This is a genomic window from Ruminococcus sp. RTP21484sp1_RTP21281st1_A8_RTP21281_210402, assembly GCF_040914025.1.
In the GTDB taxonomy this organism is placed as follows: Bacteria; Bacillota; Clostridia; order Lachnospirales; family Lachnospiraceae; genus Blautia_A; species Blautia_A faecis.
Genome location: NZ_JBCPGE010000013.1, coordinates 15816 through 41511, shown reverse-complemented (window position 1 = coordinate 41511; position 25696 = coordinate 15816). Strand labels below are relative to the sequence as shown.

27 protein-coding genes and 1 pseudogene are annotated in these 25696 nt (G+C 44.0%); 25 read left to right on the top strand and 3 right to left on the bottom strand.

All coding sequences use genetic code 11. The annotated features are described in order from the left end of the window. Nucleotides 1–10: 10 nt before the first annotated feature. Genes AB5170_RS08160 through AB5170_RS08140 form a run of 5 tightly spaced genes read left to right on the top strand, consistent with a single transcriptional unit; the run spans nucleotide 11 to nucleotide 3701 of the window. Nucleotides 11–991, top strand: coding sequence for an RnfABCDGE type electron transport complex subunit D (locus tag AB5170_RS08160; protein ID WP_195699212.1), 981 nt, complete (start codon nucleotides 11–13; stop codon nucleotides 989–991). Continuing rightward, on the top strand, nucleotides 988–1602 hold the full coding sequence (locus AB5170_RS08155) for an RnfABCDGE type electron transport complex subunit G (protein WP_118578046.1): 615 nt from the start codon (nucleotides 988–990) through the stop codon (nucleotides 1600–1602). Before AB5170_RS08160 ends, AB5170_RS08155 begins: the two co-directional genes overlap by 4 nt. Beyond that, complete coding sequence (rsxE, locus tag AB5170_RS08150; RefSeq protein ID WP_118578047.1) at nucleotides 1599–2309, top strand: electron transport complex subunit RsxE; 711 nt, start codon at nucleotides 1599–1601, stop codon at nucleotides 2307–2309. The genes AB5170_RS08155 and rsxE overlap by 4 nt, the downstream gene beginning before the upstream one ends. Nucleotides 2310–2315: 6 nt before the next feature. After that, nucleotides 2316–2891, top strand: coding sequence for an electron transport complex subunit RsxA (gene rsxA / locus AB5170_RS08145; RefSeq protein ID WP_021925525.1), 576 nt, complete (start codon nucleotides 2316–2318; stop codon nucleotides 2889–2891). Nucleotides 2892–2903: 12 nt separating this feature from the next. Continuing rightward, nucleotides 2904–3701, top strand: a complete 798-nt coding sequence (locus tag AB5170_RS08140) for an RnfABCDGE type electron transport complex subunit B (protein ID WP_173772320.1) — start codon at nucleotides 2904–2906, stop codon at nucleotides 3699–3701. Here the strand turns inward: AB5170_RS08140 and AB5170_RS08135 are convergent. After that, a complete protein-coding gene (locus tag AB5170_RS08135) occupies nucleotides 3632–3832 on the bottom strand; it encodes a hypothetical protein (RefSeq protein ID WP_368361826.1) in 201 nt (66 codons plus the stop codon). The genes AB5170_RS08140 and AB5170_RS08135 overlap by 70 nt on opposite strands. Between AB5170_RS08135 and AB5170_RS08130 the strand changes: the two genes are divergently transcribed. From AB5170_RS08130 to AB5170_RS08080, 11 genes are all read left to right on the top strand, one after another. Next, nucleotides 3755–3991, top strand: a complete 237-nt coding sequence (locus AB5170_RS08130; protein ID WP_306467702.1) for a DUF6783 domain-containing protein — start codon at nucleotides 3755–3757, stop codon at nucleotides 3989–3991. The genes AB5170_RS08135 and AB5170_RS08130 overlap by 78 nt on opposite strands. 20 nt (nucleotides 3992–4011) lie before the next feature. Continuing rightward, nucleotides 4012–5298 carry a hypothetical protein gene (locus tag AB5170_RS08125; RefSeq protein WP_368361825.1) on the top strand — a complete coding sequence of 429 codons (1287 nt, stop codon included), beginning with the start codon at nucleotides 4012–4014 and terminating at the stop codon, nucleotides 5296–5298. Between the two features lie 193 nt (nucleotides 5299–5491). Beyond that, entirely contained in the window at nucleotides 5492–7030 is a 1539-nt protein-coding gene (locus AB5170_RS08120) for an alkaline phosphatase (protein ID WP_368361824.1), read from the top strand. Beyond that, nucleotides 7031–8152, top strand: coding sequence for a YibE/F family protein (locus AB5170_RS08115; protein WP_173773321.1), 1122 nt, complete (start codon nucleotides 7031–7033; stop codon nucleotides 8150–8152). It begins immediately after the preceding gene. Between the two features lie 254 nt (nucleotides 8153–8406). Then, the gene (ruvA, locus tag AB5170_RS08110) at nucleotides 8407–9021 is read left to right on the top strand and encodes a Holliday junction branch migration protein RuvA (protein ID WP_118578051.1); all 615 of its coding nucleotides are present in this window, start codon (nucleotides 8407–8409) and stop codon (nucleotides 9019–9021) included. A gap of 88 nt (nucleotides 9022–9109) precedes the next feature. Next, nucleotides 9110–10111 (top strand): Holliday junction branch migration DNA helicase RuvB, encoded by a 1002-nt coding sequence (gene ruvB, locus AB5170_RS08105; RefSeq protein ID WP_173715981.1) that lies wholly within the window; start codon nucleotides 9110–9112, stop codon nucleotides 10109–10111. 278 nt (nucleotides 10112–10389) lie between these two features. Beyond that, complete coding sequence (zapA, locus tag AB5170_RS08100; RefSeq protein ID WP_021925518.1) at nucleotides 10390–10797, top strand: cell division protein ZapA; 408 nt, start codon at nucleotides 10390–10392, stop codon at nucleotides 10795–10797. A 172-nt stretch (nucleotides 10798–10969) separates the two neighbouring features. Further along, nucleotides 10970–13177: a DUF3656 domain-containing protein gene (locus tag AB5170_RS08095; protein WP_368361823.1), complete on the top strand. Its 2208-nt coding sequence runs from the start codon at nucleotides 10970–10972 to the stop codon at nucleotides 13175–13177. Between the two features lie 6 nt (nucleotides 13178–13183). Then, entirely contained in the window at nucleotides 13184–14557 is a 1374-nt protein-coding gene (locus tag AB5170_RS08090) for an FtsW/RodA/SpoVE family cell cycle protein (protein WP_118578052.1), read from the top strand. After that, nucleotides 14481–15962 (top strand): penicillin-binding protein 2, encoded by a 1482-nt coding sequence (locus AB5170_RS08085; RefSeq protein ID WP_173772315.1) that lies wholly within the window; start codon nucleotides 14481–14483, stop codon nucleotides 15960–15962. The genes AB5170_RS08090 and AB5170_RS08085 overlap by 77 nt, the downstream gene beginning before the upstream one ends. Before the next feature lie 96 nt (nucleotides 15963–16058). Beyond that, the gene (locus AB5170_RS08080; protein WP_021925514.1) at nucleotides 16059–16514 is read left to right on the top strand and encodes an NUDIX hydrolase; all 456 of its coding nucleotides are present in this window, start codon (nucleotides 16059–16061) and stop codon (nucleotides 16512–16514) included. A gap of 46 nt (nucleotides 16515–16560) precedes the next feature. Here the strand turns inward: AB5170_RS08080 and AB5170_RS08075 are convergent. Then, nucleotides 16561–16671: pseudogene (locus AB5170_RS08075) on the bottom strand (DUF6783 domain-containing protein); the annotation flags it as partial. Here AB5170_RS08075 and AB5170_RS08070 point away from each other — a divergent pair. The 5 genes from AB5170_RS08070 (at nucleotide 16630) to AB5170_RS08050 (ending at nucleotide 19063) form a co-directional block, all read left to right on the top strand. Then, a complete protein-coding gene (locus AB5170_RS08070; protein ID WP_334292296.1) occupies nucleotides 16630–16749 on the top strand; it encodes a DUF6783 domain-containing protein in 120 nt (39 codons plus the stop codon). The pseudogene AB5170_RS08075 and the gene AB5170_RS08070 sit on opposite strands and share 42 nt — an antisense overlap. A gap of 167 nt (nucleotides 16750–16916) precedes the next feature. Then, nucleotides 16917–17228 carry a hypothetical protein gene (locus AB5170_RS08065; protein ID WP_148462001.1) on the top strand — a complete coding sequence of 104 codons (312 nt, stop codon included), beginning with the start codon at nucleotides 16917–16919 and terminating at the stop codon, nucleotides 17226–17228. A 4-nt stretch (nucleotides 17229–17232) separates the two neighbouring features. Continuing rightward, nucleotides 17233–18399, top strand: coding sequence for a DUF2953 domain-containing protein (locus tag AB5170_RS08060; protein WP_148462002.1), 1167 nt, complete (start codon nucleotides 17233–17235; stop codon nucleotides 18397–18399). Nucleotides 18400–18401: 2 nt separating this feature from the next. Further along, a complete protein-coding gene (locus tag AB5170_RS08055; protein ID WP_148462003.1) occupies nucleotides 18402–18785 on the top strand; it encodes a GerW family sporulation protein in 384 nt (127 codons plus the stop codon). Between the two features lie 140 nt (nucleotides 18786–18925). Further along, the gene (locus AB5170_RS08050; protein WP_173715983.1) at nucleotides 18926–19063 is read left to right on the top strand and encodes a hypothetical protein; all 138 of its coding nucleotides are present in this window, start codon (nucleotides 18926–18928) and stop codon (nucleotides 19061–19063) included. Between the two features lie 444 nt (nucleotides 19064–19507). Here the strand turns inward: AB5170_RS08050 and rpmB are convergent, their stop codons facing one another. Then, on the bottom strand, nucleotides 19508–19693 hold the full coding sequence (rpmB, locus tag AB5170_RS08045; protein WP_118578056.1) for a 50S ribosomal protein L28: 186 nt from the start codon (nucleotides 19691–19693) through the stop codon (nucleotides 19508–19510). A 212-nt stretch (nucleotides 19694–19905) separates the two neighbouring features. Between rpmB and AB5170_RS08040 the strand changes: the two genes are divergently transcribed. The 4 genes from AB5170_RS08040 (at nucleotide 19906) to AB5170_RS08025 (ending at nucleotide 25264) form a co-directional block, all read left to right on the top strand. After that, entirely contained in the window at nucleotides 19906–20265 is a 360-nt protein-coding gene (locus AB5170_RS08040; protein WP_117851829.1) for an Asp23/Gls24 family envelope stress response protein, read from the top strand. 21 nt (nucleotides 20266–20286) lie between these two features. Beyond that, complete coding sequence (locus tag AB5170_RS08035) at nucleotides 20287–21972, top strand: DAK2 domain-containing protein (protein ID WP_148462004.1); 1686 nt, start codon at nucleotides 20287–20289, stop codon at nucleotides 21970–21972. 425 nt (nucleotides 21973–22397) lie between these two features. After that, nucleotides 22398–24476, top strand: a complete 2079-nt coding sequence (gene recG / locus AB5170_RS08030) for an ATP-dependent DNA helicase RecG (RefSeq protein ID WP_173715984.1) — start codon at nucleotides 22398–22400, stop codon at nucleotides 24474–24476. 275 nt (nucleotides 24477–24751) lie between these two features. Continuing rightward, complete coding sequence (locus AB5170_RS08025) at nucleotides 24752–25264, top strand: DUF6465 family protein (RefSeq protein WP_118578057.1); 513 nt, start codon at nucleotides 24752–24754, stop codon at nucleotides 25262–25264. Nucleotides 25265–25696 lie beyond the last annotated feature (432 nt).

Below are 25696 nucleotides of genomic sequence, written 5' to 3'. Positions count from 1 at the left end.
GAAGAAACGAATGGAACAAATGTTTAATGTATCATCTAATCCCCATGTCCGGGCAAGGATGACCACTGCAAAAATCATGCAGCTGGTTGTCATAGCGCTTTTGCCTGCTGCCCTTATGGGAATTTATAATCATGGATTAAAGGCTCTTGCCGTTCTGGTGGTATCCACCGGTTCAGCAGCGCTTGCAGAGTGGTTATATGATCATTTTATGCACAAAAAGAACACTGTGAAGGATTTCAGTGCAGTGGTAACCGGACTTCTTATCGGCCTGAATATGCCGGCAGGAATTCCGCTCTGGATCCCGGTGCTCGGCAGTATTTTTGCAATTATTGTGGTAAAACAGCTTTTTGGCGGTCTTGGACAGAACTTTATAAATCCGGCCCTGGCAGCCCGCTGTTTCCTTATGATTTCCTTTGCCGGCAAGATGACAGATTTTTCTGTATCAGACAGCTTTAAAGGTGCAGTTGACGGTGTGACAGGCGCCACTCCTCTGGCCGCTCTTCGTGACCATGGCTTTGTGGCAGGCTCCTCCGTTCCGGTTAAGAATCTGATTTTTGGTAATATCCAGGGAACCATCGGAGAGACTTCTGTAATTGCCATCCTGATCGGTGCAGCAATCCTGCTTTGCTACAAAGTGATCAGCGCCAGAATTCCGCTGACCTATATCGGCAGCTTTGCAGTATTTGTGATCATCTACATGCTCGCTTCCGGCAAAGGCTTTGATGTAAATTATCTGCTCACCCATCTCTGTGGTGGTGGTCTTATGCTTGGTGCATGGTTTATGGCGACGGACTACGTTACAAGCCCCATTACACCAAAGGGGCAGTATGTATATGGCGTCTGTCTTGGTGTTCTTACCGGAATTTTCCGTATTTTCGGAGCTTCCGCAGAGGGCGTTTCCTATGCGATTATTTTCTGCAACCTGCTGGTACCTCAGATTGAGCGTTTCACCCGTCCGGTTGCTTTTGGAAAAGGAGGCGCGAAGAAATGAAAAATAAGATCGTAAAAGATACTCTTGCGCTGACCGTGATCACACTGGTTTCCGGGCTGCTTCTTGGTCTTGTAAACGATATTACAGCAGGTCCGATTGCAAGCCAGCAGGCGAAAGAGAAAGAAGAGGCATATAAGGCAGTATTTGCTGATGCAGCCAGCTTCGAGACAGTTACAAGCGGTGAGGATACGGATCTGGAAAGCTATCTGGATGAAAACGGTTTCAAAGCTCAGAATATTGATGAAGTCATGCTGGCAAAGGATGACCAGGGAAATGAACTTGGCTATGCCTTTACCGTAACAACCTCAGAAGGCTATGGCGGGGACATTCAGTTTGCCATGGGCGTTCAGGATGATGGAACTCTGAACGGAATTTCCATTTTATCCATCAGTGAGACCGCTGGTCTTGGTATGCGTGCAACTACAGATGATTTTAAAAATCAGTTCAAGGATAAGAACGTAGAGAAATTTACCTATACAAAAACTGGTGCCACCTCTGATGATGAGATCGATGCTTTAAGTGGTGCGACAATTACCACAAATGCCATGACAAATGGCGTCAATGCAGGACTTGCCGCATTCCGTTATGAGAAAGGGGGCAGCCAGAAATGAAAAAGAATACACCATCTGAACGACTGATAAATGGTATTATCAAAGAAAATCCTACTTTTGTGCTGATGCTTGGTATGTGTCCAACACTGGCCATCACCACATCTGCAATCAATGGTATCGGAATGGGACTTACCACAACGGTGATTCTGGCAGCATCCAACCTGATGATCTCCCTGCTCCGTAATTTTATTCCGGACAGTGTGCGTATGCCTGCTTACATTGTTGTTGTAGCATCCTTTGTAACAATTGTGCAGATGCTTCTCCAGGGCTTTATCCCGTTTTTGTATTCTTCCCTTGGAATTTACATTCCGCTGATCGTTGTAAACTGTATCATCCTGGGAAGAGCAGAGGCTTATGCATCCAAGAACAAACCAATTCCCTCACTTTTTGATGGTATTGGAATGGGACTTGGATTTACTTTAAGCATCACCTGCATCGGAGCAGTACGTGAGCTGATCGGTGCCGGCAGTATTTTCGGCAAACAGATCCTTCCTCTTGCAGACGCTGCAGCAGGAAAAATGGGCTATGAGCCGGTAACCATCTTTATTCTTGCACCTGGCGCATTTTTTGTCCTTGCATTTTTATCTGCGCTTCAGAACAAATTCAAGATTGGTGCTGCAAAACGGGGCATCGATCCAAGCAATCCGGATTGCAAGGGTGGCTGTGCTTCCTGCGGAAATTCCATGTGTTCGGGAAAAAGGGGGTAAGAGAAGATGAAAGAATTATTACTGATCATTGTAAGCTCTGCGCTGGTAAATAACGTAGTCCTGAGCCAGTTCATGGGACTTTGCCCTTTCCTTGGAGTCTCCAAGACTACAGATACGGCAGCTGGTATGGGCGGTGCGGTTATTTTTGTAATCACCTTGTCCTCCTTTGTAACAAGTGTGATCTACAAGCTGATCCTTCAGCCGCTTGATCTGACTTACCTTCAGACTATCGTGTTCATTCTGATCATTGCAGCACTGGTGCAGTTCGTAGAAATGTTCCTGAAGAAAAGTATGCCTTCTCTTTACAAAGCACTTGGCGTGTATCTGCCTCTGATCACCACAAACTGCGCAGTTCTTGGTGTGGCTCTTACAAACGTGCAGAAGGATTACAATATTCTGGAAGGCACTGTAAACGGTTTCGCAACAGCATTTGGTTTCTCCATTTCTATTGTGCTGATGGCAGGAATCCGTGAGAAAATTGCCTACAACGATATTCCGGAAGCTTTCCAGGGATTTCCAACCGTTCTTCTGACAGCTGGACTGATGGCGATTGCGTTCTTCGGATTTTCAGGATTAATTTAAGGAGGCGTCGGGATGAATATTAGTGCGATTATAGCAGCAACAATTCTGGTTGCAGCAGTAGGCCTCTTCATCGGTGTTTTTCTTGGAGCAGCCGGAAAAAAATTTGCTGTTGAAATTGATGAGAAGGAAGTTGCCATAAGAGAAGCTCTTCCTGGAAATAACTGTGGTGGCTGCGGATATCCGGGCTGTGATGGTCTGGCAGCAGCAATTGCCAAAGGTGAAGCGCCTGTAAACCGTTGCCCGGTAGGCGGCGAGCCTGTTGGGAAAATAATTGCCGGTATTATGGGACAGGCGGCAGTTGAGACTGCCCGTCAGGTAGCTCATGTAAAATGCTCCGGAACCTGTGAAAAAGCGAAAGAAGAGTATATTTACACTGGAGTGGAAGACTGCGAGATGCTTCCTTTCGTGCCAAACGGCGGAGCAAAGACCTGTACATATGGCTGCTGTGGCTTTGGTAGCTGCGTAAAGGTCTGTCCATTTGATGCCATTCATATTGTAGATGGCATTGCAGTAGTAGATAAAGAAGCATGTAAAGCCTGTGGCAAATGTGTTGCCAAATGTCCGAGACATCTGATCGAGCTGATTCCGTACGACCAGAAAGTGGCTGTGGACTGCAGCTCCCATGATAAGGGCAAACAGGTGATGGATGCCTGTGAGATTGGATGTATCGGCTGTAAGAAGTGCGAAAAAACATGTCCAAACGGTGCAATTACCGTGGAAGATTTCTGTGCACATATTGATTATGAGAAGTGTACAGGATGCGGAGCATGTAAGGAGGCCTGTCCGAGAGGGGTTATCCGGGAGGCATAAAATAAAAATGAAAAGCCTGTATTTTCAGACTGTTGGCATAGAATGTAAATTATATGAGAACCAGCAGCTGGAATACAGGCTTTATTCTTGGGGTTAGAGCGTGTTTGAAAAATTATTCCCACAATCTGCACGCCCCACCCCGCGGTATATTTTGCCCGAATTCAGTTGTCGTAGCCCGTTACGGCGCCTTTATTGTGACATACATCTTGCAGAAAACCTTTTTCAAACACGCTCTATTGTGCTATGATATTCTAATCGGGTTTTCCCGGAACGTTTTTATATTTCAATAAACAAAAGAGGAGACATGCATATGATCTGGAAATTAATTTGGCTGTTTCTCATCTATTCCTTTGCAGGATGGGTGCTTGAGACAGTTCTTGCATCCCTGAAACAGAAGAAATTCGCAAACAGAGGTATTATCAACGGTCCGTTCTGTCTGATCTATGGATTTGGAGGATTCTTCATTACTGCATTTACAAGAGAACTGACTGGCATCTGGCTGTTTCTTGGCTGTGCCATTGTAGCCTCCCTGCTTGAGTGGATCGCCGGTCATTTAATTGAAATGTGGTACCACGAAAGATGGTGGGATTACCGGAATATCAAGTGGAATCTGGATGGATATGTCAGCGTACCGACCTCCTGTGTCTGGGGTCTTCTTGGTGTATTTGTGATCAAAATTGGAAACGGGCTTTGCATGTCTTTGTACAGTCTTCTTCCGGGACTTATAAGCAGAATTCTCATACTGGTTCTGATGGGATTTCTGGCAGTGGATGCTATTGCCACACTGACCATCCTTTTTGGGCACAGCAAGAATCCTGAAAGATGGATCGCTGCTGACCGGGATATTGATTCCGCAACAAAGAAGCTTGGGGCAAAAATTGATGATGTTGTAAATCGTCGAATTACCAAAGCATATCCTCAGAAGCAGCACACGGAGAGCGAAGAGGCACATCCGGAGATTTTTGCCTACGGCTGCAGCTTTTATAAAATCGTACTGCTGTTTTTTATCGGCGCATTTCTTGGAGATATTACAGAGACTATTTTCTGCCGGATTACAGCCGGATACTGGATGAGCCGCAGCAGTGTGGTGTGGGGAGATTTCAGTATTGTGTGGGGCCTTGCCATTGCAGCAGTTACAGCTCTTCTCTACAAATACAGAAACCGCTCCCAGCAGTTCCTTTTCTGGATGGGTACATTTCTTGGTGGTGCCTATGAATATATCTGCAGTGTTTTCACAGAAATTGTATTTGGAACTGTATTCTGGGATTACAGTGATATCCCGTTTAACCTTGGCGGCAGGATTAATCTTCTGTACTGCTTCTTCTGGGGATTTGCAGCAGTGGCATGGTTTAAAATATTCTATCCGCCTGTTTCCAGGCTGATCGAGAAGATTCCGGTGAAAATTGGAAAAATCATTACCTGGATCCTTATTATATTTATGCTTGCTGACGGAATCGTATCCAGCGCTGCACTGGCGCGTTATAATGCCAGAAGCAATGGCATAGAAGCGGAAAACAGCTTTGAAAGCTGGGTGGACAAACATTTTGACGATGAGCGGATGGCGCAGGTATATCCCAAGGCAAAGAAGGTTGGTTAAGGACTTGTTTTAACCGAATAATTGCTTGATATAAATTCTAGAAGTTATAATAATGCTGTCAGTGTGAAAGGATTTTTTACACCGACAGCTTATTTTTTGCCGGAATTTAACAGGGGGAAAACAGCGGATTTTACAAATAATGTATAAAATCATACGTGTTCGAATTAATCGCTTTATGAAAAAGAAGGAGAAAATGTACATGAAAGCAAAAAAGATCAGCGCATTATTATTAGCAGCAGCAATGACCGCTTGTGCGGTTCCTGCACAGGGTGCAGCAGCAGATGAACCAAAAGTTCCGAAATATATTTTCTTGTTTATTGGTGATGGAATGAGTTATCCTCAGGTTCAGACAACAAACTATTATCTGAATGCAATTGAAGATGATGGAGATGATATTCTTACAAGTGAAAGCAAGCTGAATATGATGAAATTTCCGGTAGCAGGCTCTGCGCAGACCTATGACAGCACTTCATTCTGTCCTGATTCCGCTTCTACAGCTACTTCCATTTCCACAGGTCATAAGACTTATAGTGGAACCATCAATATGGATGAGAAGATGGAAACTTCTTATGAGACAATTGCTGAAAAATTAAAAAAACAGCTTGGCTATAAGGTTGGAATTCTTTCTTCCGTAAACTTAAATCATGCAACACCGGCTGCATTTTATGCTCATCAGGCTTCCAGAAATAACTATTATGAAATTGGTCAGGAACTGATTGCAAGTAATTTTGATTATTTTGCAGGTGGTGGTCTTAAGAAAACAACTGGTTCAGAGGGAGACCAGACAGATTTATATGAGCTTGCTCAGGAAGCTGGATATAAAGTGATTAAGACAAAAGCAGAGGCAGAAAATCTTACTGCAGAAGATGGAAAAGCAATTGTAATTGATGAGACACTTGCTGATGACGATGCGATGAGCTATGATATGGATCTGGAAGATGGCGAATGGGGTCTTTCTGACTATGTGAAAAAAGGTATTGAAGTTCTGGATAATGATACTGGATTTTTCATGATGGTTGAGGGAGGAAAAATTGACTGGGCCTGTCATGCAAATGATGCAGCTGCAACTATTACAGATACTGTTGCAATGGATGAGGCAGTGGGAAAAGCTGTTGATTTTTATAACGAGCATCCAGACGAAACTTTGATTTTGGTAACAGGTGATCACGAGACAGGTGGTCTTACCATAGGATTTGCAGGCACCGACTATGATACATTTCTTGCAAATATCAGTAATCAGAAAATCTCTTACGCAAAATTTGATTCTGATTATGTAGTGGCATATAAAGAAAACAAAACTGATTTTGATACAGTAATGGCTGATATCACAGAACTCTTTGGTCTGCAGGCACCTACTGGTACAACAGAGTCCTCAAATCAGGCTGACAGCAAGGATGTGCACCCAGAAGGCGAAGAAGATAAGGGAAGTCTTGTAATGACAGATTATGAGTATCAGAAGCTTCAGAATGCTTATGAGGAAACAATGAGCAGAACAGGAGAAGAGGAAGAGTTTGGTCAGGAAGAATATCTGATGTATGGAAGCTATGAACCACTTACTGTAACAATTACTCATATTCTGAACAACAAGTCTGGCATTAATTTTGCATCTTATGCACATACAGGACTTCCGGTGGAAGTATTTGCCATGGGAGCCGGACAGGAGCAGTTTGAAGGCTATTATGACAATACCGATATTTTCAATAAAGTGGCTGCAATTACAGGAGTAAAATAAATGGTAAGAGACAGACTTAAAAAAAGTTCTGTTTCTATAATAGCAATATTGTTAATCCTCATCCTCATAGTTCTTCCAACGGGCTATGAGGATGCTGCTATTTATAAGGGAACAGACAGAGTAAGAGCAAAGGTGATTTCCACAGATGAAAGCTCTGTGATTAATAATGGCTTGATTCAGTCAGGCGAGCAGTATTGTAAGGTGAAAATACTTGATGGAAAGTTTAAAAATGAGACTGCAGATGCAGTAAATATGCTGAGTGGCTCTTTGGAAGCGGACAAAATATTTCAGAAAGGAGATGTTGCCCATGTAGTAATCAGTTATAGCAAAGATAAGATTCTTTCAATTATGATGAGTGACCATTATCGTCTGGATAAAGAAGCTATTCTGGCTGGATTATTTGTTTTGCTTTTAATCGGGTTTGCAGGAAAAACAGGTTTAAGAGCAGTATATTCGTTTCTCATTACAATTCTGGCAATCTGGAAAATTTTGACACCAGCTTATTTAAAAGGTGCGAATCCAATATGGTGGGGAATTGCGTTAACTGCCTTTCTTACTCTTCTTATTATATTTTTGGTGTACGGATTTGACAGAAAAACACTGGCTGCATCTTCAGGTGCTTTGCTGGGGGTGTTTGTGACTTGTGTTATGGGGTGTATTTTTACAGACGCTTTTAAAATTCACGGAGCAGTTATGGCATATTCGGAAAGTCTTTTGTACGCTGGTTATCAGAATCTGAATCTTTCTCAGATTTATATGAGCGGTATTTTTATCGGAGCATCAGGTGCTATGATGGATCTGTCCGTTGATATTACTTCGGCAGTAAATGAAGTAATTTGTAAAAAGCCGAATATTGGATGGAAAGAAGCAGCCAGATCAGGAATGAATGTTGGCAGAGCAGCAATGGGAACTATGACTACCACATTGCTTCTTGCTTATTCTGGCGGTTATATTGCTCTTTTGATGACGTTTATGGCACAGGGAACACCAATTGATAATATTATGAATTACAAGTATGTTGCAGCTGAATTACTGGATACTGTAGTTGGAAGCTTCGGGCTTGTGACAGTTGCCCCTTTTACAGCCCTGACAAGTGCCTGGCTTCTTACAAAGAAAAAATAATACTACACTTTTACTATTATTTTCTGAAAATTAAAGTGCTATACTCCTTTCGGACAAGGAAATAAGGGCCCGCAAGTTTCCTTCCTGCAACTGAAAGGAGTATTTTATTATTATGAAAAGAAAATATATCGCTTGCCGGCGCGTCCTTTTTGAAAAAATCGAATGAATGTTTGCTTTTTTCGGTGGAATATGGTATGATGACAAAGAATTTCGAATATAACTCTTTACAATAGATAAAACAGGAGGTCCTCCCCATGATCTCATTCATCCGAGGAACAGTAGCAGACCTTACCGAGAATTCTGCAATCATAGAATCAAATTGCATCGGATTTGAAATAAATATGACCGGAAACGCTCTGGCACAGCTGCACATTGGACAGGAAGTGAAGCTTCATACTTATTTTCAGGTAAGAGAAGATGCAATGGTTCTCTATGGATTTTTCAATAAAGATGATTTACAGGTGTTTAAACTTCTTCTTGGTGTAAACGGAGTTGGACCGAAAGCTGCTCTGGGAGTTCTGGCAGGAATCACTGCAGATGAGCTTCGCTTTGCTGTTCTTTCCGATGATGTGAAAACTTTGTCAAAAGCCCCTGGAATCGGTAAAAAAACAGCCCAGAAGCTGATCCTGGAGCTGAAGGATAAGCTCAGTCTGGAAGAAGCCTTTGAGCAGAAGCTTGCCAATGAACAGGCTCAGGCTACTACAGCTGCAGCTGGAGCAGGAATGACAGATGCCAGACAGGAAGCAGTAGAAGCACTGGTGGCACTTGGCTACAGCAGTACAGATGCCCTCCGCGCAGTGCGCAAGGTGACAGATGTGGAGCCGACGGATGTAGAAGGAATCCTGAAAGCTGCATTGAAGAATTTTTAGATTCCATAAATTTTTTCGCAAAGGGTGCTATCGTGAATGAAATGCATCCCGGTATATAAATGCAAACACTAATTTCAAGAGGTAAAAAATGGACAATCGTATCATAACCACTGATGTTATGGAAGAGGATTTTTCTCTGGAAGGGAATCTTCGCCCACAGACCCTGGACGAGTATATTGGCCAGGAAAAAACCAAAAATACCTTAAAAGTATATATTGAAGCTGCCAAACAGCGTCACGATTCCCTGGACCATGTCCTTTTCTATGGCCCTCCGGGACTTGGAAAAACTACCCTTTCCGGTATTATTGCCAATGAAATGGGTGTGCATATGAAAGTGACTTCCGGCCCTGCAATTGAGAAGCCTGGAGAAATGGCGGCGATTCTGAATAATCTTCAGGAAGGGGATATTCTTTTTGTAGACGAGATCCATCGCCTGAACAGACAGGTGGAAGAGGTGCTTTATCCTGCCATGGAGGATTTCGCCATCGATATTATGATCGGGAAGGGCGCTTCCGCCAGGTCGATCCGACTGGATTTGCCGAAATTTACCCTTGTAGGTGCTACCACCAGAGCCGGGCTTCTTTCTGCGCCGCTCCGTGACCGTTTTGGTGTGATTCATCATCTGGAATTTTACAGTAAGAAGGAACTAACCACAATCATCATGCGCTCTGCCCAGGTACTTGGAGTAGAAATTGACGTGAAAGGTGCCGGAGAGATCGCCATGCGCTCCCGGGGAACGCCCCGTCTTGCAAACCGTCTGTTAAAGCGTGTCCGTGATTTTGCCCAGGTGAAATATGACGGAAGGATCACTTACGATGTAGCATGCTTTGCTTTGAACCTTCTGGAGGTAGATCAATATGGTCTGGACAAACTGGACCGCCAGATCCTGACTACTCTTATTGTAAATTTCAAAGGCGGCCCTGTTGGACTTGACACTTTGGCAGCAGCCATCGGTGAAGATTCCGGTACTTTAGAAGATGTGTATGAGCCGTACCTTCTGAAAAATGGCTTTCTGAACCGCACCCCGAGAGGGCGGATGGCCTCCGCACTTGCTTACGAACACCTTGGTTTTCCTGTTCCGGAAATATAAAAGATAAACTTTTGTAAAAAATCCTATACTTTTCAACATTTTTCGATTATAATAGGAGTGCTTACATAAATTGTAATACGAAAAGATAATAAACAGACTGGTTTTTCCGGGCATATTGTGTTGCTGGTCACAGAGTGAACAGTAACAATATGAAGTTGCTGTTTTCTGCTAATATTCCGCGATACGGTTACTGTCTATAGAAGAAAAGCAGCGGATTATTTGGGGGGTAACAGTGTAAGGAGAAGCTGGTAGTATAAAGATACAGGAGGCTTGAACGAATGGCGGTCAAGAATACAGCACAGGTGATCATCGGGGGTAAGATCATTACCCTTGGAGGATATGAATCAGAGGAATATTTCCAGCAGGTTGCATCATATATGAATAAGAAGATAGGAGAGCTGGAGACTGTGCCAGGATACGGCAGACAGCCTATGGAGACCAAGCATATGCTTCTCAGCCTGAACATTACCGACGATTACTTCAAGGCGAAGAAGCAGGTGGAGACTTATGAACTTGATCTGCAGCAGAAGGATCAGGAGATGTATGATCTGAAGCATGAGCTTATTTCTCTTCGTATGCAGATTGAAGAGGCACAGAAGAATGAACAGGAAGCCCTTGACGAGAAGAATCTCCTGGAGGGTAAAGTAAAAGAACTGGAAAAAGAACTGGATGAAATGCTGAAATAATAGCAGGAGGGATTGCTTAGGTGATTCCTCTTTTCCTTTATCAAAGTGTGTAAAAAACGTTTTCGCAATTTGCAGATTTAGGCCTGCTATACATAAAGGAAAAAGCTGTGAATTGTGGAGGCTGTTTTCATTGAAGAAACCTTAAATTCTCATAAAAATTGGAGGACAAACTTTGAATCCTAATAACATAGAATTGCTGGCTCCTGCCGGTTCCTACGAAGGCTTTGAAGCTGCACTTGGAGCAGGTGCGGACGCTGTGTACGTAGGCGGTGCAATGTTCGGAGCCAGAGCATATGCCCAGAATTTTAACGAAGAAGAGCTTCTTCGCGCCATTGATGTGGCGCATATTCATGGTAAGAAGCTGTATCTTACGGTCAATACCCTGTTAAAAAATAGAGAATTAAAAGAAGAACTGGTTTCCTATCTGGAACCATACTACAATGCAGGCCTGGATGCAGTGATCGTCCAGGATATGGGAGTATTTTCCCTTTTGAAAAAAGAATTTCCGAAACTTCACCTTCATGCCAGCACGCAGATGACTGTAACTGGTCCGGAAGGAATGAAATTCCTGGCAGATCAGGGGGCGACCCGGGTGGTAGCTGCAAGAGAACTTTCCCTTCAGGAACTTTCCCGTATGCATGAAGCCTGCCCAATTGAGATAGAGGCTTTTGTCCATGGAGCACTTTGCTACAGCTATTCAGGACAATGTCTGATGAGCAGTCTTTTGGGAGGCAGAAGCGGAAACAGAGGTCGTTGTGCCCAGCCTTGCCGTCTGCCATACCAGGTGAAGAATTTCAGGGCAAAAGAGTATGGAAAAGGAGAATTCTGCCCGTTAAGCCTGAAAGATATCTGTACCATTGAAATTTTACCTGAAATTATAGAAGCGGGAGTTACCTCTCTGAAAATAGAGGGCAGAATGAAGCAGCCGGCTTACACTGCTGGCGTTACCGGTATGTATCGGAAATATCTGGATTTTCTTTTTGAAAAAGGACCTGCGAATTATCACGTGACAGAAAAAGATAAAAAATATCTTCTGGATCTGTTTAATAGAGGCGGTTCCTGTACAGGCTACTATCAGATGGGAAATGGTCCTCAGATGATGGCATTTACAAATGAGAAAAAAACGGGGGAAGTTTTTCTGGAAACGAAGCAGCTGAAAGAGAAAATTACAGGCGAACTTCACCTTGTCCCCGGTTCTCCGGTTCTTCTTCATGTTTCCTGTCAGGGGGAAGATGCATATGAATGTGTTGGAGAAGTACAATACGCAAAGAGCCAGCCGGTAACGGAAGAGCGGGTGCGTCAGCAGATGGACAAGCTGGGAAACACCTCATTTATATGGGAAAAACTGGAAATTTATATGGAAAATTCCGTTTTTGTTCCCATGAAGATTTTAAATGAAGCGCGGCATCAGGCATTAGAGGATCTGAAGGAGAAGCTTTTACAAAAATACAGGCGAAACGTGGGAGACGAGCGGGTTAAGAGAATTGCGGAGGAGACGCCGGCAAAAATCAGTGCGATTGCGGCCTGTGATCATGTTCCCCGCAAAAAAGAGGAATACATTCCGGTTTACGTGTCCTGTGAAAGCGAGGAGGCTTCTGAAGTCCTCTGCCAAAAAGACGGAATCCAGGGTATTTATCTTCCTTACGCATTAATAGAGAAACATTTGCAGACAGGTCTTGACAATGGAAAAGAAATGTATCTTTCTCTTCCTCACATTACAAGAGAAAATCCACCGGAAGGCTATATGAAGCAGGTGAAAAAGTGGCTGGAAGCAGGGCTGAGCGGATTTCTTGTGCGGAATCTGGAGTCCTACAGTGCACTGGCACAGATGGGACTGGCAGACAAGTGTGTGCTGGATCACTCCCTGTATACCTGGAATGATGAAGCCATCCGTTTCTGGAAAGATCAGGGAATCCTTCGAAATACAGTTCCCCTGGAGCTGAATGAGAAGGAACTTCGCCACAGAGAAAATGCAGGCAGCGAGATGATTGTCTACGGCCGTCTGCCTCTTATGCACAGCGCCCAGTGTGTACGAAAGAATACTTTCGGCTGCAATGGACAGGAGGAGAGGCTTGTTCTGAAAGACCGTTATGACAAGGAATTTCCTGTAGTCTGTTATTGTCGTCCATGGAAAATGGGAAATACAAAGGCGGCAGAGTCGTGTTATAATATCATCTATAACAGTCTGCCATACGGTCTTTTGAAGGAAGCTGACAGGGTGAAAGAGCTTGGTGTTTCATCTGTAAGACTGGCTTTTACCATAGAAAGCAGGGAAGAAACAGAACAGATCGTGGAAGACTTTGTGGCTGCATATCATGGCAGCCAGGTATCTCACGAATATGAGTTTACAAAAGGTCATTTTAAAAGAGGAGCCGAGTAAAGGCGTATGATTAATATTGTTGTTGAATTATCCAAATATGTGATCCTGACACTGATGATCGTGTACACAGTTTTGTGCTACTACCTTGTTGTGGGGAAACACGCTTCAGACAGGAAAGGACTTTTAAGAAGTCAGATCACTTTAACCTTTTTTCTGGATTTTACCGCATTTGTTGTGATTTTTCTGAAAACCTTTGATTTTAAGGTTGTCATCTTTTATGCAGAAATGATGATATATTTTGCTGCGATCCTTATTTTATACCGCAGAATTTATAAAAATGCGTCTATGCTGCTTTTAAATAATATGTGCATGCTTTTAAGCGTTGGATTTATAATGCTGTGCAGGCTGGATATTGCCTCTGCCAATAAGCAGCTTTTGATCGTTGCGTGCGGAAGTGCAGTGGCGCTGGTGATCCCGGTTATGATCCGCAAGATGAAATTTCTCAAGGATCTTACCTGGGTGTATGCAGGGCTTGGGATTGTTCTTCTTGGAGCAGTTCTTGTTCTGGCACAGACAAGCTACGGCGCCAAGCTTTCTCTGATGGGAATCCAGCCTTCCGAGGTGATCAAGCTCACCTTTGTGTTCTTTATGGCATCCCTTCTGGCAAGAGAGGTAACTTTTAAGAAAGTTGTGCTGGCTACTGTTGTGGCAGGTCTCCATGTGGGAATCCTGGTGCTTTCAAGAGATCTTGGAAGCGCTGTAATCTTTTTTGCAGCTTATCTGGTGCTGATCTATGTATCAACCAGGAAGCCGGCATACCTTTGCATTGGAATTGCAGGCGGTACAGCAGGCGCTGTAGTGGCATATCACCTGTTTGGTCATGTAAGGCAGCGTGTCAGTGCGTGGAAAGATCCTATGGCAGTTTATCAGAATGAAGGATACCAGATTGTACAGTCCCTGTTTGCCATTGGTACAGGCGGATGGTTTGGAATGGGACTTTGCCAGGGCTCTCCGGAGAAAATTCCGGTTGTAAAAAACGACTTTATTTTCAGTGCGATCTGCGAGGAGCTTGGCGGGATTTTTGCCATCTGCCTGATCTTTGTGTGTATGAGCTTTTTCCTTACTATCGTGGAGATTGCCCTGCAGATCAAGAATCCATTTTATAAACTGATCGCTATTGGTCTTGGTGCGGAATATGCGTTTCAGGTGTTCCTTACCATTGGAGGTGCTACCAAATTCATACCTATGACAGGTGTGACTCTTCCTCTGGTCAGCTATGGAGGAAGTTCCATTATGTGTATGATTTTGATGATCGCTATTATCCAGGGCTTGTATATTTATAGAGAGGACGAGGACGAAGAAATTGAGAGACATCGACGAGAGGCAGCAAAGAGAGCGAGACAGAGAGCTGTTGAGGCAGCGGAAGAAAGAGATTACTAAAAAGCGCAAAGCCAGAAATAAAGAATATACCTTTGTTTCCATCTTCTTTGGGATTATTTTTATCAGTATGATCGGGTATCTGATTTATTTCGATGGCTTTAAAAGCGATGATTTTATTAACAGCCCTTACAATACCAGACAGGATTCCTTTTCCGACCGTGTAGTACGAGGTAAGATCCTGTCTTCTGACGGACAGATTTTGGCGCAGACCAATGTAAGTGAGGATGGAACTGAGACACGTAATTATCCATATTCCAATATGTTCTCCCATGTTGTGGGTTATGATACCAATGGAAAAAGCGGTCTGGAATCAGAGGCGAACTTTACCCTTCTGACTTCCCATTCCTTTTTTCTGACTCAGATGAAGAATCAGTTCCTTAATGAGAAGAATACCGGAGATACGGTTGTATCTACCCTGAATGCCAATCTTCAGAGCATTGCATACAATGCATTGGGTGACAGAAGAGGGGCTGTTGTGGTAATGGAACCATCTACCGGAAAAAGGCTTGTAGAAGTGAGCAAGCCTGATTTTGATCCCAATACCATTGGGGATAATTGGGACTATCTGGTAAACGACGAGAATGACAGCAGTCTTCTGAACAGAGCCACAAATGGTGCATATCCGCCAGGTTCCACCTTCAAGGTTGTGACTGCACTTGACTATTTCCGCAAAAAGGGAACTTTTGAGGGATACAATTATCTCTGTGAGGGAAGTATCACCTTGCAGGATCACACGATCCACTGTTATCACAATACGGTTCACGGGCAGGAGAATTTCTATTCTGCATTTGCAAATTCCTGTAACTGTGCATTTGCAGATATTGGAGTTGGTCTTGGGGGTGCGTCTCTTCGCGAGACTGCGGAGGATCTTCTGTTTAACAAGAGTCTGCCTCTGAACTCCTACAGAACCAGCAGCTTTTCCCTTGATGCAGATTCCGTAACGCCTCTGATCATGCAGACTGCCATTGGACAAGGCAATACTCTTGTGTCTCCTATGCATATGGCATTGATCACCTGTGCCATTGCAAATGACGGTGTTCTGATGAAACCTTATCTTATTGACGAGGTGGTAAATGACAATGGCGATTCAGTAAAAAAGACAGAACCGGTAGCTTATAAACGGCTGATGAGTTCCAATGAGGCCAATCTTCTTGGCAAATTAATGAAACAGGTGGTTGATTCCGGTACAGCTTCCGCACTTTCCGGCAGAAGCTATACAGTAGCAGGTAAGACTGGTTCCGCAGAGTTTGACGAGGAAGGACACAGCCATTCCTGGTTTATCGGCTATTCCAATGTGGATGATCCGGATCTGGTGGTTGCCGTGATCGTGGAGAATGGCGGTTCCGGCAGTGAGGCAGCAGTTCCGATTGCGGGACAGATTTTTGATGCTTATCACGCCAGCTAACAGCAATCTATATGATATTCCCTGTTGCCAGTTTTCTGAAAAAGAGGTATACTATATACAGTTTAGAAAACACACGCATTACAGGAGGATTGCAGCATGATAGAAGCAACGAGCTGTGGCGGTGTGGTAATTCATCGAGGTAAGATTCTTGCACTATATAAATCTTACAAAAACCGTTACGAAGGCTGGGTTTTACCGAAAGGAACCGTAGAGCCAGGAGAGACTCATGAGCAGACCGCATTGCGGGAAGTGAAGGAGGAAGCTGATGTCAGAGCTTCCATTGTGAAGTATGTAGGCAAGAGCCAGTACAATTTCACAGTGCCGGAAGACATGGTCAATAAAGAGGTACACTGGTATCTTATGACGGCGGATAATTATCATAGCAAGCCTCAAAGAGAGGAATTTTTCGTGGACTCCGGGTATTACAAGTTTCACGAGATTTACCATCTGCTTCGTTTTGCAAACGAGAAGCAGATCGTTGAGAAGGCGTACCAGGAATATCTGGAACTGCGAAGTGCCGGATTATGGGACAGGCAGCAGAAATATTTCTGATTCATGGGGAGAATAAAGGCTGCGTAGCTGATTTACGCAGCCTTTATTATATGATAATGTTGCTAGAGCCTGTTTGAAAAAGCATTCCCGCAATCTGCACGCCCCACTTTGCGGTATATTTTGCCCGAATTCGGTTGCCGTAGCTCGCTACGGCGCCCTCCTCCGGACAAAATCTCCCACAAATTGTGACGCACATCTTGCAGAAAGCCTTTTTCAAACACGCTTTAGGGAATGATTTTTCAAACACGCTCTAGCATCTGACAGGTTCGTTCTGTGAACGAGGTTCACAAGAAATGCTTTGCGGAATAGTTGCAAAATGTTTAAAATTTCCAGAGAAGGGAATCATTAATATAACAAAAGGTGTATGTCAAGCAGTAATAACAAAGGAGAGTTGTGCCGAATATGCTGAAATGGCGAGAAGACTATTATGTGGGAGAAGGAATCAAAGACGCGGCAAAAGCACGGAGGAGGATTGACGCAGGCAGGGTGGCTTTTGGTGTTTATCTGGTCACATTGTCTGAGAATCCGGGAAATCTTCTTGAAATTGTACCGTCCTACATGCTGATCCAGAAGAGCTATTATGCCAGATGTCCTGAGATTGTTGGTATGGCGAAGGGAAAAGACGAAGCCATTGATCTGGCAGTAGATATTGTGAAGAATATTTACGGGGAGACAGGTGCATTTCAGGTAAAAGAATATTTTAAGAACAGGTGAGCGCATGTTACATATACTGTGGATCCTCATAAAGTTTATATTGATCATACTGGGAATCCTGCTGGGACTTGCGCTTCTGGCAGTGCTTCTTCTGTTGTTCTGCCCGGTACGCTACCAGGCGAGGGCTGTGAAGGAGACCGGCAGCTTCAAGGAGACAGAACTGGAAGCCAGAATTACCTGGCTGTTCCACGTCATAGGCGTCAGGTTTTGCTTTCATAATGGAGAAGGAAAGCTGGTGGTCCTGTTTTTTGGAGTTTCATTAGAAACTATAAAAGGCTGGCTTAAGAAGCTAAAAGGCGGCAGAAGAAAGAACTCCGTCAGCCAAACCTCCAGGAGTAAGGCAAAGAAGAGGAAAAAGAAATCTGCGCAAACGAAGGGAATATCTCAGGAGAACAGAACAAAAAAGCCAGATGTAAAAGAAGCTTCTGGTGAAGAGTCGAATGTGAGTAATGCTGTTGCTGAAGAGAAAACTAAGCAGATGGCAGAGTCTCGCATAGAAACTGAGAAGAAAGCATCTCAGCCTGAAGCACATGCAGCAGAGAATTTTCAAGATCATGCGCCAAAAACTGAGGCGGTGCTGTTGGAAAATAATACAGCAGAACCGCAGACAGGGAAGCCATCAGCAGAGAAGCAGGAAGAAAATATCAAATCTGCTTCAAAGTCCGGCTTAATTACGCGTATTTGGGAAATACTAAGCAAAATAATCCGATTCCCGGGTAATCTGTGGAATAAGGTTATTTCAATAATTAAAGGTATAATTGAGAAAATTAAAAATATAAAGAAAACAATTTCAGGAATCACAGATAAGCTTGGCTGGTGGAAAGAATTTCTTACCAATGAACGGACCAAGGCTGCAATTTCTCTTATATGGAAAGATGCAAAAGGTCTGCTCCATCATGTACTTCCAACGAAATTGGAAGGTGATGTTACTTTTGGATGCGATGATCCGGCCATTACCGGGACAGTTCTGGCAGTGCTTGGTATGACCTTTCCATTTCACAAGAACAGGATTCATGTGAATCCGCTTTTTGATGGAGAGAACCAGCTGACTGGAAATGTATTTCTGAAAGGTCGTATTTATGGCATTGTGCTTATCAAGGCAGCAATAGAGATTTACTTCAATAAAAATATAAAATACGTTATCAACCGATGGAAGCATAAGGAGGACTAGAAATGGAAAACGAAAACAACTTTAAAGAAACCGTAAGCTCCCTGTTTAAGGGAATGGATGGATTTGTATCTGCGAAGACAGTGGTAGGAGATGCGATCCATGTAGGAGACACCATTATACTTCCACTGGTGGATGTATCCTTTGGTGTAGGCGCTGGTGCATTTGCAGGTGATAAAAAGAACAATGGCGGCGGAGGTCTCGCCGGAAAGATGAGCCCATGCGCAGTTCTGGTAATCCAGAATGGCACCACCAAGCTTGTAAACGTAAAGAACCAGGATGGTCTTACTAAAGTTCTGGATATGGTTCCTGACTTTGTAAACCGCTTCGCACCTGGCGGAGATAACAGCGCGGATGAAACTGTAGATCCTGCTTCAGACACGCTCTAAGAAAACAGTCATATCTGTCAGCTGTCTGATCAGGTAACTGATTATAAAAGATACAGGCGGTTATTTTAGAAGTTAATGTGTTCAGATGTGGCATTTCAGCATAAAATATACTAAACCAAAGAGGCAAGGCTGTATGAATTATGGGAAAAGCTCTTGGTTTTATGTTGTTTTTCATCGGACTTGGAATGGTGATCGGCTTGCTTGTCTCTGAGACCACCGCACTTCTGATTGCAGCAGCTTTGTGTATGCTGTGTGGCTATCATTTATTTTGTAAATAAAATGGGTATGAAAAGATTATCAGCGAATCCTTTCATACCCATTTACATTTTATGTAATGATCTATTTTATGAAATGAGTGTCAAAAGGTCTTTTGACACTCATTTGATACCCGGATTGCTACGCAGCTACGCTGCTCCCGCAATCCTCCAAATATTCGAAATCCGCTGATTTACTGCGTAAATTGCTACTTTCTCATATTTGGCGTGTCCCAAGCTCAAAAGCCTTATCGTGCAAGCACGAACAGCTTTTTGACCTTTTGACACTGGTATCATTTTATTAAAATAATTTCTGTCTGGGAGAAACTGCTCTGGAGCTTGTTGAAAAAGGCTTTCTGCAAAATGTGTGCCATATTTTGCGGGAATGATTTTTCAAACACACTTAGAAAATGCTTATCCGGGAAACAAAAAAAATAGCCCCCACAAAACTGTGAGGGCAGGTGTTTCTTAGGCTCTTTCAACGTTTCCGGATCTTAAGCAGGAAGTACATACGTACATTTTCTTAGCTCCGCCTTCAGTTTTAACCTTAACGGATTTCACGTTTGATTTCCACATCTTATTGGATCTTCTATGGGAATGACTCACATTATTTCCGAAATGAGCACCTTTTTCACAAATTGCGCATTTAGCCATGATAGCACCTCCTTGACGCTTTTTTTCAACAGTTCATATTCTAACAGATGGAAAAACATTTTGCAAGCAAAAAAAGGAAAATTTTAAAACAATTTAAAATAAATTTGCTATTTGCGTGGATGCGTGCTAAAATTGGACATTGTGTTATGAATGAAAAAAGGGTATAATATGGTATATACATTTTGAAAATCAAATTAATGGAGGTAAACCATATGAAGGGACGTATAGATTCCGGCCTTGGCCAGATCATTATTGATACGGATGTAATCGCGACTTATGCAGGAAGCGTTGCAGTAGAATGTTTTGGTATTATCGGTATGGCCGCTGTCAGCATGAAGGACGGCCTTGTAAAGCTGCTCAGGAGAGATTCCTTACAGCATGGTATAAATGTTAAGATCACAGAAGATAATAAGATTCGCCTTGATTTTCATGTAATCGTGGCGTACGGTGTGAATATCAGCACTATTGCAGATAATCTTGTAAACAATGTAAAATATAAAGTCGAGGCTTTTACAGGAATGGAGATTGAGAAAATCAACATTTACGTAGAAGGTGTTCGTGCAATAGATTAGGATTAGAGGAGGAAACTTGTGGTGGATAGACAGACCATAGATGCCAAGATACTTTCCAGAATGTTTCTGGCAGGAGCCAAGAACCTGGAAGCGAAGAAAGAATGGATCAACGAGCTGAATGTATTCCCGGTTCCGGATGGAGATACCGGTACGAATATGACAATGACTATTATGTCAGCTGCATCAGAGGTAAGCAGTCTTACAGATCCTGATATGGAGACACTCGCCAAGGCTATTTCGTCCGGTTCCCTGCGTGGAGCCAGAGGTAACTCAGGCGTTATTCTTTCCCAGCTTCTCAGAGGCTTTACCAAGGGAACCAAGGGACATAAAGAAATGGATGCAGTTGTGATCGCAGCTGCTATGGAGAAGGCTGTAGAGACTGCATACAAAGCGGTTATGAAGCCGAAGGAAGGTACCATTCTTACAGTAGCACGTGAGGCTGCAGTAAAGGCTGCTGAGATTGCAGAGGAATCTGCGAATCTGGAGCTTTTCTTCCGTGCCATTTTCGAGCATGCTGAGAAGACACTTGCCCGCACACCGGAAATGCTTCCTGTCCTGAAAGAAGCAGGTGTAGTAGACTCAGGCGGACAGGGACTTCTGGAAGTTTTCCGTGGTGCATTTGATGGTTATCTTGGAAAAGAAATCGACTATTCTGCATTTGAGAAAGTATCTTCCGGTCCGGCAGTGACCAGGATTTCCCAGCAGGCAGAAGCAGATATCAAATTTGGATATTGCACGGAGTTCATCATTCTTTTGAACAAGCCTCTTCCGGACGAGGAGCTTCACAGCTTCAAGGAGTTCCTTACATCAATTGGTGATTCCATTGTACTGGTAGCAGATGATGAAATCGTGAAGGTACATGTACACACCAATCATCCTGGCCAGGCATTCGAGAAAGCGCTTACCTACGGTGCACTTTCCCGCATGAAGATTGATAACATGCGTGAGGAACACCAGGAGAAGCTGATCAAGGATGCCGAGAAGCTTGCACGGGAGCAGGAAGAACAGGAGAAGAAGGAAGCTGCTGTGAAAGCCGCCAAAGAGCATAAGAAATACGGATTTATCAGTGTTTCCGTCGGAGAAGGACTCTCCACCCTGTTTAAAGAGCTGAATGTAGATTATATCATCGAGGGCGGTCAGACCATGAACCCAAGTACAGAGGACATGCTCAATGCCATCGCTGAAGTAAATGCAGATACTATTTATATTTTCCCGAATAATAAGAATATTGTACTTGCTGCAAACCAGGCGAGAGACCTTACCGAGGACAAAGAGATCGTGGTAGTTCCTACCAAGACGATTCCGCAGGGAATCACAGCTCTGATCAGCTTCCAGCCGGAAATGAACGGAGAAGAGAATCTGGAAGCCATGATGGAGGCTGTATCCATGGTGAAGACCGGACAGGTAACATACGCAGTCCGCGACACCAGACTGGATGAGAAAGAAATCCACGAGGGCGATATTATGGGAATCGGTGATCACGGAATTCTTGCAGTAGGCAAGGGACGTGAGAATGTTGCCAAAGAGATGGTGGCAGCTATGGTAGACGAGGATTCTGAGGTGATCAGCATTTACTACGGTGCTGAGACCACAGAAGAGGATGCCGAGAGCCTTGCTGCAGAGCTGGAGGAAGCATATCCGGACTGCGAAGTAGAGGTAAATATGGGTGGACAGCCGATTTATTATTACATTATTTCTGTTGAGTAATGAATGTTACTGTTCACTGATAACGTTCCGCGAGGTGTTTTTTGTGAACAAAGTTCACAGAAAACCCGAGAATTAAGTTTGCGTAGCAAACGCTACTTCTTGTGCTTGTCACAAGAAGGTTCGTTTTTCTGTGCATCGCGAAGCGCGTTACTGGTCACGGAGTGAACAGTAACTAATGAATAGCTGCAGGGCGGCGAGTGATAAAGAGATGGAAGACAGGGTGGAAGATTTCCGCCCTGTCTTCTTTAACAATAAACATAGGCTCATTGGTAATATTAAGTTTTTTGCGCACCGTGAAGCTGTTATTGAGTTCGAAGTGGTTAGCATGTGCAAAGTGAAATAAGTATGGAAAATTGGCAGTCTTTGTTGTAAAATAATGAGAACGCTTTTCGGGCAAATGAAGAAAGACCCGGAAACAGAGATGAATGGTCAGAAAGAGGGGAAAAACAGTGGCAAAGCTTCTTCGGGAACTAAAAGGAGTAGGAGAAAAGACGGAAAAACTATTTCAGAAGATCGGTATCACCACAACAGATGACCTGCTCCATTACTATCCAAGAAATTACGACTCATATGAGGCACCGGAGGAAATTGGTTCTTTGAAGGAGAACTCCGTGGTGTCTGTTCGTGGAACTGTCACTGCCGGAGTCTATGTAAACAGGATTCGTAATCTCCAGGTGATCTCCGTCACTGTGGCAGATACCACCGGAAGACTTCCTGTGGTATGGTTTAATGCCCCCTACTTAAAAAATACCCTGAAAAAAGGCAGCTGCTTCATTTTCCGCGGCAAAATCTCCAGAAAAAAAGGTCACCTGGAGATGGAGCATCCGGAGATTTTTACTCCGGCGGCTTATGAGGAAATCCTTCACAGCATGCAGCCCATATACGGACTTACTGCAGGGCTTACAAACAAACTGATAATCAAGCTGATGCACCAGATCCTGGATGAACAGAGCCTGCAGACAGAATTTCTCCCAGATGAGATTAAGGAATTTTATCACCTGGCAGATGATAATTATGCCATCTCTACTGTCCATTTTCCAGGCAATATGCAGGAACTTCTGGCGGCGCGAAAACGCCTTGTGTTTGACGAATTTCTTTTGTTTATTCTGGCAGTACAGATCTTGAAGGGAAAAACAGAAGAAGCTCCCAATGCTTTTCCCATGAAGCCGGTATGGACCACAGAACAGGTTATGGAAGGTCTTCCTTATCATCTGACAAAGGCACAGCTAAACGCCTGGCATGAGATCGAAAGAGACCTTTGCGGGCATACCCTTATGTCCCGGCTGGTTCAGGGCGACGTTGGAAGCGGAAAAACGATTCTGGCTTTTCTGGCAATGATCCTTACTGTGGAAAATGGCTATCAGGCAGCATTGATGGTGCCCACAGAGGTACTTGCAAATCAGCATTTTGAAGCATTTACGAAATTGATGGAGGAACAGGAGATTTCATCCTGCCATCCGGTTCTTCTTACTGGCTCAACCACCCAGAAAGAGAAAAGAAGAATCTATGGAGAAATTGCATCCGGGGAGGCAAATGTGATCATTGGAACTCACGCCCTGATCCAGGAAAAAGTGGTGTACGAGAATCTTGGTCTTGTGATCACTGATGAGCAGCATCGCTTTGGCGTGAAGCAAAGAGAGGCGCTGACCACCAGGGGAAATGCACCGCATGTGCTGGTTATGAGTGCCACTCCCATCCCCAGAACTCTTGCAATCATTGTATACGGGGATCTGGATATTTCCATTATAGATGAGCTTCCTGCCATGCGTCTCCCGATTAAGAACTGTGTAGTTGGCACATCTTATCGCCCGAAAGCCTACTCCTTTATAGAAAGGCAGGTGCGGGAAGGGCGCCAGGCATATGTGATTTGCCCTATGGTAGAAGAAAGTGAGGGGGCAGACGGGGAAAACGTGACGGACTATACAGCACGGCTGAGGGAGATTTTCCCATCAGACATCACCATTGGAATGCTCCATGGAAAAATGAAGCCCAAGGAAAAGAACGGGATCATGGAACAGTTTGCAAGGGGAGAAATCCAGGTGCTGGTGTCTACTACAGTAGTGGAAGTAGGTGTAAATGTGCCAAATGCTACGGTGATGATGGTAGAAAATGCAGAGCGGTTCGGACTTGCACAGCTCCATCAGCTGAGAGGGCGTGTTGGACGTGGAGCGTATCAGTCTTACTGTATTTTTATGCAGGGAAATGAAGAGGAAGAGACCTCCAGAAGACTGGAGATTTTGAATAAATCGAATGATGGATTTTTTATAGCAGGGGAGGATCTGAAGCTTCGGGGACCGGGAGATCTGTTTGGAATCCGTCAGAGCGGACAGCTGGAGTTCCGGATCGGAGATATTTATCAGGATTCAGATGTACTGAAAGCTGCCAGTGACGCCGCAGGAGGAATTCTGGAGCTTGACAGGGAGCTGGAGCTGCCCCAGCACGAAAAATTGAAAGAAAGATTGAATGCTTATATGAAATATGACCTTGAGAACCTTGGATTGTAAGGTTTTACAGGGAAATAGATGACGAAAAAAATAAGAAAATCCATCCTTTTTTTGGTAATAACTGTGCAAGAAAACAAAAATTATCAGGATTTTAAGATTTGTACCCGAGGATTTCCTGAAATTAACAGGTTTTGTTTGTATACTTTTACCTATGAATTCAGAGAAATGGTTTGTCAAGGGGGATTTTATCAGAACTTGCAAAAAAAATTGATTCGTAGTATTCTATCATAGAAGCGAAAACGAAGATTATATTCACCGTCAAGGAGGCTATTATAATGGCTACGAAGAGAACTACAAAAAAGGCAGAAACAATGGCGGCCAAGAAGGCTGCTAAGACTGTGGCTGAGGTTAAAGCTACAGCTGCAGCAGAGGTAAAGGCTGAGCCAAGTAAGGCAGAGGCTGTTAAGACAGCTGTTGTTGAGACTGTGAAAGCAGCTACAGAGACTGTTAAGGCTGCTACTGAGAGCGTTAAAGAGACTGCGAAAGAGGCTGTTAAGGAGACTGCAAAGGCTCCGGCTAAGACAGCTGGGAAGGCAGAGGCTAAGAAGCCTGCTGTTAGAAGAACTGCTAAGAAGGCGGCTGTTGCAGCAGAGGAGATTTTTATTCAGTATGCAGGCAAGGAATTCACTACTAAGGATGTAGTAGCAAATGTGAAAAAGGCCTGGACAGAGATGACCGGAAAGAAAGAAGAAGATATCCAGGATATTAAAGTTTACGTTAAGACTGAAGAGAATAAGGCATATTATGTAGTAAACGGTGAAGCAGAGGGACATTACGTAGAGCTGTAATTTCCCCTATATGAATGGCTTCAGGGAGTGTGTGAGTGCGTTCCCTGAAGCCTTTTTTGATTTCGAGGGACGTGAGAGGAAGTGAGTGCCGTCTGGGGGCGGTGCCGAAATGGGGTGTCTGGCTCCGCCGCCTAGTGATCTATAAAATTGCAAACTCGCCCTTGCAGGGCTCAGACAGTGCAATTTTATAGATCGCTATGCTCGCCAGACGCCCCATTTCGGCAATGCCCCCAGACGGCACCCACTTCCTCTCACTGGTTACTGGGAAGGGACGGCGGCTGCAGGCAGCGCCTGGGGATAGGATAATTGTATAGGTGGGAAGGTGCAAGATGGGATCGGGGGATGGAGAGCTTGCGTGCGGGCAGCGCCTGGGGGAGGATAATTGTGTAAGTGGGAAGGTGCAAGATGGGATCGGGAAATGGAGAGCTTGTG